Origin of the sequence: Frigoribacterium sp. PhB116, assembly GCF_004364285.1 — a bacterium.
GTDB lineage: Bacteria > Actinomycetota > Actinomycetes > Actinomycetales > Microbacteriaceae > Frigoribacterium.
Map to the genome: position 1 here is coordinate 569,286 of NZ_SOBE01000002.1, position 13,134 is coordinate 582,419.

Annotated in this window: 10 protein-coding genes; 6 read left to right on the plus strand and 4 right to left on the minus strand. The window is 74.0% G+C overall.

Features of this window, described 5'->3' with window-relative positions; translation table 11 throughout:
• The first annotated feature begins 40 nt into the window (after window positions 1–40).
• The 5 genes from EDF20_RS09155 (at window position 41) to EDF20_RS09175 (ending at window position 7,163) form a co-directional block, all read left to right on the plus strand.
• On the plus strand, window positions 41–1,039 hold the full coding sequence (locus EDF20_RS09155; protein ID WP_133738443.1) for an EamA family transporter: 999 nt from the start codon (window positions 41–43) through the stop codon (window positions 1,037–1,039).
• Between the two features lie 13 nt (window positions 1,040–1,052).
• The gene (locus tag EDF20_RS09160) at window positions 1,053–2,723 is read left to right on the plus strand and encodes an MmgE/PrpD family protein (RefSeq protein WP_243833458.1); all 1,671 of its coding nucleotides are present in this window, start codon (window positions 1,053–1,055) and stop codon (window positions 2,721–2,723) included.
• Window positions 2,723–3,622, plus strand: coding sequence for a methylisocitrate lyase (prpB, locus tag EDF20_RS09165; RefSeq protein WP_133738444.1), 900 nt, complete (start codon window positions 2,723–2,725; stop codon window positions 3,620–3,622). The genes EDF20_RS09160 and prpB overlap by 1 nt, the downstream gene beginning before the upstream one ends.
• A 73-nt stretch (window positions 3,623–3,695) precedes the next feature.
• Window positions 3,696–4,877, plus strand: coding sequence for a bifunctional 2-methylcitrate synthase/citrate synthase (locus tag EDF20_RS09170; RefSeq protein ID WP_133738445.1), 1,182 nt, complete (start codon window positions 3,696–3,698; stop codon window positions 4,875–4,877).
• A 234-nt stretch (window positions 4,878–5,111) separates the two neighbouring features.
• Entirely contained in the window at window positions 5,112–7,163 is a 2,052-nt protein-coding gene (locus EDF20_RS09175) for a DUF255 domain-containing protein (protein WP_133738446.1), read from the plus strand.
• A gap of 170 nt (window positions 7,164–7,333) precedes the next feature.
• Here EDF20_RS09175 and EDF20_RS09180 read toward each other — a convergent pair whose 3' ends face one another.
• The 4 genes from EDF20_RS09180 to EDF20_RS09195 all read right to left on the minus strand — a co-directional run bounded on the left by EDF20_RS09180 (window position 7,334) and on the right by EDF20_RS09195 (window position 12,013).
• Window positions 7,334–8,209 (minus strand): sulfurtransferase, encoded by an 876-nt coding sequence (locus EDF20_RS09180; RefSeq protein WP_166644790.1) that lies wholly within the window; start codon window positions 8,207–8,209, stop codon window positions 7,334–7,336.
• A gap of 116 nt (window positions 8,210–8,325) precedes the next feature.
• On the minus strand, window positions 8,326–8,898 hold the full coding sequence (locus EDF20_RS09185) for a CoA-binding protein (RefSeq protein WP_123548015.1): 573 nt from the start codon (window positions 8,896–8,898) through the stop codon (window positions 8,326–8,328).
• Between the two features lies 1 nt (window position 8,899).
• Window positions 8,900–10,192: an O-acetylhomoserine aminocarboxypropyltransferase/cysteine synthase family protein gene (locus EDF20_RS09190; RefSeq protein WP_133738448.1), complete on the minus strand. Its 1,293-nt coding sequence runs from the start codon at window positions 10,190–10,192 to the stop codon at window positions 8,900–8,902.
• A 105-nt stretch (window positions 10,193–10,297) separates the two neighbouring features.
• A complete protein-coding gene (locus EDF20_RS09195) occupies window positions 10,298–12,013 on the minus strand; it encodes a phospholipid carrier-dependent glycosyltransferase (RefSeq protein WP_133738449.1) in 1,716 nt (571 codons plus the stop codon).
• Between the two features lie 68 nt (window positions 12,014–12,081).
• Here EDF20_RS09195 and rsmI point away from each other — a divergent pair, with 68 nt between their 5' ends.
• Window positions 12,082–12,912 carry a 16S rRNA (cytidine(1402)-2'-O)-methyltransferase gene (rsmI, locus tag EDF20_RS09200; protein ID WP_123548018.1) on the plus strand — a complete coding sequence of 277 codons (831 nt, stop codon included), beginning with the start codon at window positions 12,082–12,084 and terminating at the stop codon, window positions 12,910–12,912.
• The last annotated feature ends 222 nt before the right edge of the window (window positions 12,913–13,134 follow it).

The following is a 13,134-nucleotide window of genomic DNA, read 5'->3' on the forward strand; positions in this document are numbered from 1 at the left end:
TCCCGTCCGAGGCCCTCGGCGGGGTCGGTACGATCGGCGCGTGATCGGCATCGTGCTCGCGGCACTGCTCTGGGGCACCACCGGCACGGCGGCGAGCCTGCTGCCCGCGTCGGTCAGCCCGCTCGCGACGGGTGCGGCGACGATGTGCGTCGGCGGCCTGCTCCTCGCGCTGACCGCACCGAAGCAGGCCGCGGCGGTGTTCCGAGGAGGCGGTGCCTCCTGGCGCTGGATCGTCCCGGGAGCGCTCGCGGTCGTCGCGTACCCGCTCGCGTTCTACTCGTCGATGTCGCTGGCCGGGGTCGCCGTCGGCAACGTGGTCTCGCTCGGGACGGCACCTCTCTTCGCGGCGCTGCTCGAGCGGCTGCTCGACCCGGCCGTGCGTCGGCGACGGCTCGACCGGCGCTGGGCGGCCTCGGCCGGCGCGGCCGTCGTCGGGGTCGCACTGCTCGCGGCGTTCGGGCACGACGAGCAGCCCCGCGACGTCGACTTCGGCTTCGTCGCCGGTCCCGGTCAGGCTGCGGCCGCCGGCCTGCAGCCGACGTCGACGTTCCTGGCCGGGGTCGCGCTCGGCCTGCTCGCCGGTCTCGCGTACGCGACCTACACGTACACGGCGGGCCGCCTCCTCGATCTCGGGCACAGCTCGCGCGGCTCGATGGCCGCGCAGTTCGGCGCCGGGGCCGTCGTCCTGCTGCCGGTGCTGCTGCTGACGGGCGCGCCGATCGTCGAGACGGGCAGCTCGGTCGGCGTGCACCTCTATCTCGCGCTCGGGCCGATGTTCGTCGCGTACCTGCTGTTCGGGGCGGGGCTCCGCACCGTGTCCAGCTCGCGGGCCACGACGGTCACGCTGCTCGAGCCCGTCGTCGCGACGCTGCTCGCGGTGCTCGTCGTGGGGGAGCGGCTGGCCCCGCCGGGGTGGCTCGGCCTCGCGTTCGTCCTCGCCGGCGTCGCGGCCGTCGTGACGTCACGGCCGACGCCGCCGATGCCGCCGACGCCGCCGGAGCCCGATGCCCCTCGACGGTCGGTCGGCTCCGACGCCTAGGGTGGGTCGGGTGATGCTCATCGACGTGCACGTCCACCGTTCCGACGACCCGCTCGCGCGGCACGACGAGCTGGCCCACCGGCTGGCCTCGGTCGCGGTCGATCCCGTGGCGGTCGACGACGACGTGGCCGAGATGGTGGTCAACCGTGTCATCGACAACGCGGCCGTCGCCGTCGCGAGCCTCGGCCGGGCGCCCGTCGTCGCGGCCCGGGCGCAGGCCGCCGCGCGGCTGCAGCACCGCGCCCGGCACGCCGGGGCCGGACGGGGAGACAGCGGACACGGCGGCAGCGGACACGGCGACAGCCGCGCCGACACGGCCGACCGCCCGGAGAGCACCCTGCACGCCGCGGGCCCGGCCGGCATCGCCAGCTCGGACGCCCGCAGCCCGCGCGCCGGCTCGACCGTCTTCGGCCTCGACCCCGAGCTGCGCGTCCAGCCCGAGTGGGCGGCCTGGGCGAACGGCGTCGCCGTGCGCGAGCTCGACTACCACGACACGTTCCTCGCCGCCGAGTACTCGCACCCCGGCGACAACATCCCGCCCGTGCTCGCCGTCGCGCAGCACGTCGGCGCCGACGGCGAGCAGCTGGTCCGCGGCATCGCGGCCGGCTACGAGCTGCAGATCGACCTCGCCCGCGCGATCAGCCTGCACGCGCACAAGATCGACCACGTGGCGCACCTCGGCCCGAGCGCGGCTGGCGGCATCGCGGCGCTGCTCGGCCTCGACGTCGAGCGCGCCGCACAGGCGATCGCCCAGGCGCTGCACACGACCACGGCCACGCGGCAGTCGCGCAAGGGCCTCATCTCGACCTGGAAGGCCTACGCGCCCGCCTTCGCCGGCAAGCAGGCGATCGAGGCGATCGACCGGGCGCTGCGCGGCCAGACCAGCCCGAGCCCGATCTGGGAGGGGGAGGACGGCGTGGTCGCCCGCCTGCTCGACGGCCCCGACGCGCGCTACTCCGTGCCGCTGCCCGGCCCCGGCGAGGCGAAGCGGGCGATCCTCGACAGCTACACGAAGGAGCACAGCGCCGAGTACCAGGCCCAGGCCTGGATCGACCTCGCCCGCCGTCTCGGCCGCGAACGACCCGAGCTGCGCGACCCGGCCGCGGTGCGGAGCATCGTCCTGCACACCAGCCACCACACGCACGTGGTGATCGGCTCGGGCGCCGGCGACCCCCAGAAGTACGACCCGACCGCCAGCCGCGAGACGCTCGACCACTCGATCCCCTACATCGTCGCCGTCGCCCTGCAGGACGGCGAATGGCACCACGAGCGCAGCTACGCGCCCGAGCGCGCGCAGCGCTCCGACACGGTCGAGCTCTGGAGGCGGATCACGACCGCCGAGGACGCCGAGTGGACCCGGCGCTACCACTCCGCCGACCCGGCCGAGAAGGCGTTCGGCGGGCGCATCGAGGTCGAGTTCACCGACGGCTCGCGTCTCGTCGACGAGATCGCCGTGGCCGACGCGCACCCGCTCGGTGCGCGGCCGTTCGCCCGCGAGGACTACGTGCGGAAGTTCCGCACGCTGGCCGAGGGGGTGCTGGCGCAGGAGGAGGTGGAGCGGTTCCTGGGGCTGGCGACGCGCCTCCGCACGCTCGAGCCGCACGAGCTCGCCGGGCTGACGCTCACGCCCCCGGCGGGCTCGCTCGACCAGGCCGACGCGGCCTCGCCCGACGGGCTGTTCTGATGCTGTACTCGACGACGACGCCGGCCGAGAAGCGGCGCCGGCTCCGCGAGGCGCTCGCCGGTGACCGGCTCGTGCGCCTGCCCGGCGCGTTCAACCCGCTCAGCGCGCGGCTGATCGAGCGGAAGGGCTTCGAGGGCGTCTACGTCTCGGGCGCGGTCGTCGCGGCCGACCTGGGGCTGCCCGACATCGGCCTCACGACGCTGACCGAGGTCGCGACCCGGGCCGGCCAGATCGCGCGGATGACCGACCTGCCGACGCTCGTCGACGCCGACACGGGCTTCGGCGAGCCGATGAACGTCGCCCGCACCGTGCAGACGATGGAGGACGCCGGGCTCGCCGGCCTGCACGTCGAGGACCAGGTGAACCCCAAGCGCTGCGGCCACCTCGACGGCAAGCAGGTCGTCGGCCTCGACACGGCCGTCAAGCGGGTCCGCGCCGCCGTCGAGGGCCGCCGCGACCCCGACTTCCTCGTGATGGCCCGCACCGACGTCCGCGCGGTCGAGGGCTTCGACGTCGCGGTCGACCGGGCGAAGGCGCTCGTGGACGCGGGCGCCGACGCGATCTTCCCGGAGGCGCTGACCGGCCTGGCCGAGTTCGAGGCCGTGGCCGAGGCGGTCGACGTGCCGGTCCTCGCGAACATGACCGAGTTCGGCAAGGGCGAGCTGCACACGACCGAGCAGCTGCGGAGCGCGGGGGTGCGGATGGTCATCTGGCCGGTGACGCTGCTGCGCCTCGCGATGGGCGAGGCCGGGCGCGGGCTCGACGAGCTCGCCGCGACCGGCACCCAGGTGCCCCTCCTCGACCGCATGCAGCACCGCGCCGACCTCTACGACCTCGTCGACTACGAGGGCTACTCTGCCTTCGACGGCGGCGTTTTCGACTTCACGGTCGAGCGCTGAGCCGCAGCACGACCCGCACCACCTGCCGGCACCGCCGCCGGCGCACCTCGCCTCACCTCACGAAGGAGTGACCATGAGCGACACCCTCACCGCACCTCCCGCGCCCGAGCTGCACAAGGGGCTGGCCGGCGTCGTCGTCGACCGGACCGCGGTCTCGTCGGTCGACGCGGCCAGCAACTCCCTGCTCTACCGCGGCTACCCGGTGCAGCAGCTCGCCGCCTCGTGCGAGATCGAGGACGTCGCGTACCTCCTGCTGCACGGCGAGCTGCCGACGCCCGAGCAGCGGTCCGTGTTCGACGCCGAGCTGCGGGCGGCGCGTCCGCTCGCGCCGGGGCTGCAGCACGTCATCGACCTGATCCCCACGTCGGCGCACCCGATGGACGTCGTCCGCACGGCCATCAGCGCCCTCGGCGCCGCGGAGCCCGAGCCGAGCAGCGCCCCGGGCGAGCACGACCCCGCCGACACCCGGCGCCTCGCGACGCGGCTGTTCGGCGCCCTGCCCGCGGTCATCGCCTACGACCAGCGCAGGAGGCGCGACCTGCCTCCCGTGGCGCCCCGCGACGACCTGGGCTACAGCGCCGACTTCCTCCGGCAGGTGTTCGGGCGCGAGGCCGACGACCTCGACGTGCGGGCGTTCGACACGTCGATGGTGCTGTACGCCGAGCACTCGTTCAACGCGTCGACCTTCACGGCGAGGGTCGTCGCGTCGACGCTGAGCGACCTGCACTCGTCGATCGTGGCCGCGGTCGGCGCCCTCAAGGGCCCGCTGCACGGCGGTGCCAACGAGGCCGCTCTCGAGCTGCTCGTCCGGGTCGCCGACGAGGGCGGTGCCGACGGCGCCGCCGCCTGGCTCGACGGCGCCTTCTCGCGCCGCGAGAAGATCATGGGCTTCGGGCACCGCGTCTACAAGAACGGCGACAGCCGCGTGCCGACCATGGAGGAGGCGCTGGCCGGCCTCGTCGACCGGGCCCGCGCCTCCGGCGACTCCCGGGTCGACCAGCTCGCCGCCGTCTACGACGCGCTGGCCGCGGGCGTGCTCGAGCGCAAGGGGCTGAAGCCGAACGTCGACTGGCCGTCGGGCTTCGCGTACCACCTGATGGGCTTCGACACGGCGGTGTTCACGCCGCTCTTCGTCGCGTCGCGGGTGCTCGGCTGGAGTGCCCACGTGATCGAGCAGCGCGAGGCGAACTCGCTGATCCGGCCGCTGTCGCACTACGACGGCCCGGCGCTGCGCGACGTGCCGTCGCGCGCGTAGCAGCACGCCGCAAGCCGCACGCGGCCGCTGCCGCCGCACGCGGCCGCTGCCGCTACGGCCGCACGCTGCTGCTACCGCCGCACGCTGCTGCTGCTGCTGCGGCTGCGGCTGCTCCGGCGAACCGCGTTCCGAACCATGAACCGCGTTTTATCGCGGTTCATGGTTCGGAACACCGTTCATCGTGGAGGAAGACGGGCCCGCGCCGCACGGCCGGCACGCGCCTAGCGTGGAGGCATGACGAACCGACTCGCCGACGCCGTCAGCCCCTACCTGCGCTCGCACGCCGACAACCCCGTCGACTGGTGGCCGTGGTGCCCGGAGGCCTTCGCCGAGGCAGCCCGGCGCGACGTCCCCGTGCTCGTCTCGATCGGCTACTCGACCTGTCACTGGTGCCACGTCATGGCCCGTGAGAGCTTCAGCGACCCCGAGCTCGCGGCGCACCTGAACGAGCGGTTCGTCGCGATCAAGGTCGACCGCGAGGAGCACCCCGACGTCGACTCCAGCTACCTGGCCGCCGCCTCGGCCTTTACCCCCCAGCTCGGCTGGCCGCTCACCGTCTTCACGACGCTTGCCGGCCAGGCGTTCTTCGCCGGCACGTACTTCCCGCCGCAGCCGGTCCAGGACCACCCGGCGTTCCGGCAGGTGCTCGACGCCGTCACCGAGGCGTGGACGAGCCGACGCGGCGAGGTGGACGCGACCGCCCGCGGAGTGGCGGCGGCGCTCGCGGCCCAGCCCATGCCTCCTGCGACCGGCTCGGTCGAGCTGCCCGCGGCCTCGGCACTGTCGCACGCGGCCGCCCGCGTCGCCGCCGCCGAGGACGTCGAGCACGGCGGCTTCGGAGGTGCGCCCAAGTTCCCCGTCGCGCCGGCCCAGCTGGCACTGCTCGGGCTCGGGGCCGGGGGAGACCGCGCCGCGCTCGCCCTCGCCTCCCGGACCCTGCGGCGCATGGCGTCGTCCCCGCTGCGCGACCCGGTCGAGGGCGGCTTCTTCCGCTACTCGACACGGCGCGACTGGGGCGACCCGCACTTCGAGCGGATGCTCTACGACAACGCGCTGCTGCTCACCGCGTACTCGCGGCTGGCCCTGCTCGAGCCGGACGTGCGCGCTGAGCCTGCGCGTCCCCGTTCGGGCGAGGGCGAAGGAGGCGGTGCCCCCGTCCCGGTGACCGGGCTCGCACCGCTCGAGGTCGCGGCGGGCATCGCGGGGTTCTTGCTCACGCGCCTCCGGACGCCGCGCGGCGCCTTCGGCTCGGCGCAGGACTCGGAGAGCACGATCGACGGACGCCGTGTGGAGGGCGGGTTCTACGCACTGGACGCCGCCGAGCGCGCTCGGCACGAGGCGCCGCCCGTCGACGACAAGGTGCTGACGGGCTGGAACGGCCTGGCGATCGCGGCGCTCGCCGAGGCCGGGGCTCGACACGACCGCCCGGACTGGGTGGCGGCCGCACGTGGGGCCGCGGACGTGCTGCTCGACGAGCACGTGACCTCCGACGGGCGGCTGCTGCGCGCCTCCTCGTCGACCGGGGTGTCGGAGGCGGTGGCCACGCTCGAGGACCACGGCATGTTCGCCGAGGGACTGCTCCAGCTGACGCTGGCGACCGGCCTGCCCCGGTACGCGGTGGCCGCGCGGTCGCTGCTGGAGTCGTGCCTGACGGACGACGAGACGGCTGCGCCCTTCGCGGCGCCGGCCGGGCCGGATCCCGTGCTGCGGGCGCAGGGGACGGCCCTCGCGGCGGACCCGTCCGAGGGCGCCTACCCGTCCGGGGTCGCGGCGGCGGCCGCCGCCGCGCTCACGCTGCACCGGCTCACAGGAGACGCGCGGTGGCGTCGGGCCGCCGAGCGAGCCGTCGGGCCGGTCGCCGACGCGGCCCTCGACTCGCCCGTCGCGTACGGCACGACGTTCTCCCTGCTCGCCGAGCTCGCGGCGCCGTCGACGCAGCTGCTCGTCGTGGAGCCGTCGATCGCGGAAGCTCTGGTCGAGGACGAGCTCTCGGCTGCGGCTGCGGCTGCGCCTGCGGCGACCGAGGTGCAGTCGGTCGTGGCCGACCTCGGCGCGAGAGCTCGGCGGACCCTCGGCCCCGGCGTGCTCGTCGGCGTGGTCGACGAGGACTCCGCGGTCGCGCTGGCCGACGCCGGCTTCGAGCTCTTCGCGGGGCGCACCGCCGTGCGGGGGCACGCCACCGCGTACCTCTGTCACGACTTCGTCTGCCGCCTGCCCGTCACGGGCGTCGAGGAGCTCGATCGCGACCTCGCCGAGCAGGCCCGCTCGCAGGCTCGGGACGACTAGGCGCCTTCGCCTGCAGATCTTGTCGAGGGCGGGTCTTCCGGGTCGAGGGCGGGTCCCACCCGACCCGCCCTCGACCCGGAATGCCCGCCCTCGACGGTGGTGCGGCGCCGTGCGGCGCCGTGCGGCGCCGTGCTGTGCCGTGCTGTGCCGTGCACTGCCGCAGCGTGTCGTCAGGCCGCGAGCGACTCGAGCGGTGCATCGTCGTCGCCCGTCCACTCGTCGAGCGAGCCGTCGTAGAGCGCGACGTCGTCGTGCCCCACGAGCACCAGCGCGAGGGCGTCAGCGCTGGCCGCGATGCCCTGGCCGCAGTAGACGACGACCTTCTCGGCCTCGAGCACCGGAGCGAACGCCGCCTCGAGCTGGTCGACCTCGGCGAAGTGCAGGTCGTCGTCGACGAGCTCGGTCGACGGCACGTTGACGCTGCCGGGGATGTGGCCCAGCCGGGGACGCGCGCCCGCGACGCCGTCGAACTCGGCACGGGGCGAGCCGCACACCAGCGCCGCCCGCTCGTCGCCGCGCACGACGGCCTCGACGAAGGGCTTGTCGACCCACACCCCGGGACGCTCGTGCGCGACGAACACCGACGGCTCGGGCTCGACACCGCCGACGTCGACGGGGCGGCCCTCGGCGGCCCAGGCGGTGAAGCCGCCGTCGAGGACGGCCGCGTCGTCGTGGCCGGCCGCGCGCAGCAGCCACCAGAGCCGTGCAGCCCAGGGGCCGCCCGCCGAGTCGTACGCGACGACGGTGGTGCCGGTCGTGATGCCCAGCGCGCCGGCGGCCTCGGCGAAGCGCTCGACGTCGGGCCGGGTGAACGGGAGCGCCGCGCGGTCGTCGCTGAGGTCGTGGATCAGGTCGCCGAAGACGGCCCCGGGCACGTGCCCCTGCTCGAGGTAGTCGCCGCGGCCCGTCGTGAACCGCCCGGTCGCCGCCCCGTCGCGGTCGCGGACGGGCAGCACCGACACGTCGACCACGACCATGTCGTCGGCGCCGAGGTGGTCGGCCACCCACTGGCTGGAGACGAGCGGGGAGGTGATGACGGGGGACATGCGGGCCACCGTAGCGCCCGCCCCCGTCATCGAGCCTGCGACACGTTCACACCGCGTCATGAGCATCCGTCACGCGGCCGTGCGTCAGGCCGCGTCTCGCCAGGGTCGCTCCGGGCTCAGCGCCCTGATCGCCGCGACGAGATGACGCCGGTGTCGAAGCCCATCAGGTTGAGGCCTCCGTTGAACCGAGCGTGCTCGACCTTGATGCAGCGGTCCATGACGACGGTCAGGCCCTTCTCCTCGGCGTGGCGTGCCGCCTCCTCGTTCCAGATGCCGAGCTGGACCCAGATGGTGCGGGCCCCGCTCGCGAGCACGTCGTCGACGACCGACGGGATGTCGCTCGCCTTGCGGAACACGTCGACGATGTCGGGCACCTCGGGCAGCGAGGCCAGGTCGGGGTAGGCCTTCTCGCCGAGGATCACGTCGGCCCGCGGGTTCACGAAGTACACGCGCAGGTCGCTCGACTGCTGCAGGTAGGTGCCGACGAAATAGGAGGAGCGGGTCGAGTTCGGCGAGGCACCCACGATCGCGACGCTCTTCGCGGAACGGAGGATGGCCTGCCGCGCGCGGGCGTCCGGCCCGACCCAGGTGCGCTGCGACTTCAGCAGCTTGGCGAGAGGCGAGCTCGACGGCAGCTCGCAGGTGCGCCCGTTGGCCAGCTGGGTGGTGACCGTGTCGCTGGTGCTCACGTCACGCCTCCTTCGTCGCGGCGCGGAGCGCCTGGTCGAGGTCGTCGATGATGTCGGCGGCGTCCTCGATGCCGACGCTGATGCGGACCGAGCCCGGCAGCACTCCGGCGTCGACGAGCTGCTGCTCGCTGAGCTGGGCGTGCGTCGTCGAGCCCGGGTGGATGACGAGCGTCTTCGCGTCGCCGATGTTGGCCAGGTGGCTCGCGAGCTCGACCGACTCGATGAACGTCTTGCCTGCGGCGCGGCCGCCGGCCAGCTCGAAGGTGAAGACCGACCCGGGGCCCTCCGGCAGGTACTTCTGTGCGCGCTCGTGGTGCGGGTGGCCGGGCAGCCCGGCCCAGCGCACACGGTCGATCCGCGGGTCGGCGTCGAGCCACTCGGCGACCTCGCGCGCGTTCTCGACGTGCGCGCGCATCCGGAACGGCAGGGTCTCGACGCCCTGCGCGAGCAGGAACGCCGAGTGCGGCGCCAGCGCGGGGCCGATGTCGCGCAGCTGCTCGGCCCGCAGCCGGGTGAGGAACGCGTACTCGCCGAAGTTGCCCGACCAGTTGAGCCCGCCGTAGCTCGGCACGGGCTGGTCGAAGAGCGGGAAGCGCTCGCTGTCCCAGCCGAAGCGGCCCGACTCGACGACCACGCCGCCGAGGGTGGTGCCGTGCCCGCCGAGGAACTTCGTCGCCGAGTGGATCACGACGTCGGCACCCCACTCGATCGGTCGGTTCAGGTACGGGGTCGCGATGGTCGAGTCGACGATCAGGGGGATGCCGGCGGCGTGCGCGACCTCGGCCAGGCCCTCGAGGTCGGCGATCTCGCCGGAGGGGTTCGCGACGGTCTCGACGAAGAGCAGCTTGGTCGCGGGGGTGATCGCCGCGGCGTAGTCGGCGGGCTCGCTCGACTGCACGAAGGTCGTCTCGACGCCGAAGCGCCGCAGGGTCACGTCGAGCTGTGTGACCGACCCGCCGTAGAGGGCGGCGCTAGCGACGATGTGGTCGCCCGCGCCGGCCAGCGAGGCGAAGGTGATGAACTGCGCGCTCAGCCCGCTCGACGTCGCGACCGCGCCGAGGCCGCCCTCGAGGCTCGCCACGCGTTCCTCGAAGGAGGCGGTGGTCGGGTTGGCCAGGCGGCTGTAGATGTTCCCGTACTTCTGCAACGCGAACCGCGCCGCCGCGTCTTCCGTGTCGTCGAACACGAAGGCGCTCGACTGGTAGATCGGGAGCGCACGCGCCCCGGTCGCCGAGTCGGGGACGTTGCCCGCGTGGATCGCACGCGTGCGGAAGCCGTAGTCACGATCTGCCATGCGGGCCACGCTAGCCGCTGGTCGTCACAGGACGCCTCGGTGCGTAACGCAGCTACACAGAACGAGCCGCGCCTCCTCGGCGGGGAGGGACGACCGAGGGCGACGCTACTTCCAGCTGGGGATCCAGTAGTGCAGCCGGATGAACTCCCAGTCCTCGAGCTGCGCCGTCCAGAGCGGGTAGAAGAACACGGTGACGGCGATCGAGACGACGACCACGATGCCCGTCACGACGATCCCGCTCAGCCGTCGGTCGGGGTGGTCCGTCCGTCGGCCGAGGACGATGCCGAGCACCCCGGCCAGCCCGAGCAGCAGGTAGGGCTCGAAGGCGATCGTGTAGAACTGGAAGACCGTCCGGCCCGAGAACGCCAGCCAGGGCAGGTAGCCCGCGGCGATGCCGACCAGCACGGCCCCGACCTGCCACTCGCGGCGGCGGACGAGGCGGTACACGAGGTACGCGCAGGCCGCGACGGCCGCGTACCAGATGAACGGGTTCGCGATCGAGGTGATCGCCATGCCGCAGCGGGCGACCTCGCAGGCCCCCTGGCCCTGGTCGAGACCCTGGTAGTACATGCTCGTGGGCCGCAGCATGAGCAGCCAGCCGAACGGGTTCGCCGCGTACGAGTGCGGTGTGTGCAGCCCCACGTTGAACGCGTAGACGCCGGCCTCGTAGTGCCACCAGTTCTGCAGCGTGTCGGGGACCCAGGCGAGCACGCCCGACCAGCGCTCGCCTCCTTCGGAGACCCAGGCGCGGTAGTAGCCGCCGCCGGTGACGAACCAGCCCGTCCAGCTCGCGACGTAGGCGACGACGGCGATCGGCACCGTGAGCAGGAAGCTCACCGGCGCCTGGCGGAACAGCGTGCCCGAGAGCCAGAACTCGACGCCCGCCCGGCGACGCGCGAGCACGTCGACGACGACCGTGTAGACGGCGAACACGGCCAGGAAGTAGAGGCCGTTCCACTTCACGCCCGTCGCGAGGCCGCACAGCAGCCCGGCCATCACCAGCCAGGGGCGGCCCCAGAGCGACGGGCCCCAGGCGGTGTCGCGGCCGGCGGCCCGCCTCCTCGCGAGCCAGCCGTCGAGCGCCGTCGCGCTCTGCCTCCGGTCGAGCAGCACGGCGCCGAAGGCGAGCAGGCCGAACAGCATCACGAAGTTGTCGAGCAGCGCCACCCGCGACATGACGATCGCGTGCCCGTCGATCGCCATGAAGAAGCCGGCCAGCGTGCCGACCAGCGTCGAGCGCGACAGGTACGTGCCGATCACGGCGACGAGCGCCACGGCGACGATGCCCGCGACCGCCGTGCTGATCCGCCAGCCGGCCGGGTCGTCGGGCCCGAAGGCCCACATGCCGAGGCCGATCAGCCACTTGCCGAGGGGAGGGTGGGCCACGAAGGAGGGGGCGGCCAGGTAGCCGTCCGCCCCGCCGGCCGCGAAGGCGGCGTCGTAGTCGCTCGGCCACGAGCCCTCATAGCCCAGGTTCCAGAGGCTCCAGGCGTCCTTGACGTAGTAGGTCTCGTCGAACACGAGGGTGCCGGGCCGGCCGAGGTCCCAGAGGCGCAGTGCGGCGGCGAGCAGGGTGACGACCAGCGGCCCGCCCCAGGCCCAGGCCCGGCGTCGGGCCGGCGTCGAGAGGAGGCGGCCCCACCACGCGTCGATCCCGAGCAGCGGGCGGGGGGCGACCGGAGCTGCGGCCGCGTCGCTCGTCGCGCCTCCGGTGGCAGCATCGAGGTCGACCCGCTCGTCGGGCTCAGCCGGGGCGACGCGCCCTGCGGCCGTCCCGGTGTCGAGCAGGGCGTCGAACTCCCGATCGCCCTGGCTGCTCATCCGGCCATCGTATTCGGCCCGCATCGGGCTCGTCGGCGGCGGCCGCCCGGTCAGGGGACAATGGGCCGGTGATCGTCCTCGCCGCCACTCCCATCGGAAACCTCGGCGACGCCTCCCGGCGGCTGGTCGAGGCCCTGACGAACGCCGAGGTCGTCGCGGCGGAGGACACCCGCACCGCCATCCACCTCATGCGCGCCCTGGGGGTCGAGAACCGTCCCCGCCTGATCGCCCTGCACGAGCACAACGAGCGCGAGAAGGCGGCGGAGCTCGTCGAGCTGGCCCGGACGGCCGACCTGATCGTCCTCACGGACGCGGGCATGCCCGCGATCAGCGACCCGGGGTTCCCCCTCGTCGAGGCGGCCGCGGCCGCGGGCGTCACCGTCACGGCGATCCCCGGTCCGTCCGCCGTGCTCACCGCGCTCGCCGTCTCCGGCCTGCCCACCGACCGGTTCAGCTTCGAGGGGTTCCTGCCGCGCAAGCAGGGCGACCGCCTCCGGGTGCTCGGGGCCCTCGCCGACGAGCGCCGCACGATGGTCTTCTTCGAGTCGCCGCACCGTCTCGGCGACTCGCTCGGCGACGTGGTCACGGCGCTCGGCGCAGACCGTCGCGTCGTCGTGTGCCGCGAGCTGACCAAGCTGCACGAGGAGGTGCGGCGCGGCTCCGCCTCCGAGCTCGCCTCCTGGGCGGCCGAGGGCGTGCGCGGCGAGATCTGCGTCGTGGTCGAGGGCGCCCCCGAGCGCGAGTTCGACCTCGCGGCGGGCCTCGCGCAGGTCCAGGCCCTCGTCGCCGACGGGGCCCGGCTCAAGGAGGCCTCGACCGACGTGGCCGCCGCCACCGGCCTCTCCCGTCGCGACCTCTACCAGGCGGCCCTCGCGGCCAAGGCGCCCCGCCCCTCCTGAGCCCCCGGCGCCCGCTGCCCTTGCTGCTTGGTGCCCCTGCTGCCATGTCGGCGGGTTCTCGTAGCCCGCGGCAGGTCAGCGCCCACCCGCCGCCGGCGACAGGAACCCGCCGACCCCGACTGTGACCCGCCGCCGGCCACGCGAACCCGCCCCGCTTCGAGCCCGGCAATCCCTACCGCATGGATCGAAGTCGGCGGGTTGCTGCAGTTCGCGGCGGGTCAC

Excerpts from the sequence above, each read along its gene's own strand:
- EDF20_RS09160 (WP_243833458.1), top strand. The coding sequence starts at position 1,053 with ATGCTCATCGACGTGCACGTCCACCGTTCCGACGACCCGCTCGCGCGG.
- prpB (WP_133738444.1), top strand. The coding sequence starts at position 2,723 with ATGCTGTACTCGACGACGACGCCGGCCGAGAAGCGGCGCCGGCTCCGC.
- EDF20_RS09170 (WP_133738445.1), top strand. The coding sequence starts at position 3,696 with ATGAGCGACACCCTCACCGCACCTCCCGCGCCCGAGCTGCACAAGGGG.
- EDF20_RS09175 (WP_133738446.1), top strand. The coding sequence starts at position 5,112 with ATGACGAACCGACTCGCCGACGCCGTCAGCCCCTACCTGCGCTCGCAC.
- EDF20_RS09180 (WP_166644790.1), bottom strand. The coding sequence starts at position 8,209 with ATGTCCCCCGTCATCACCTCCCCGCTCGTCTCCAGCCAGTGGGTGGCC.
- EDF20_RS09190 (WP_133738448.1), bottom strand. The coding sequence starts at position 10,192 with ATGGCAGATCGTGACTACGGCTTCCGCACGCGTGCGATCCACGCGGGC.
- EDF20_RS09195 (WP_133738449.1), bottom strand. The coding sequence starts at position 12,013 with ATGAGCAGCCAGGGCGATCGGGAGTTCGACGCCCTGCTCGACACCGGG.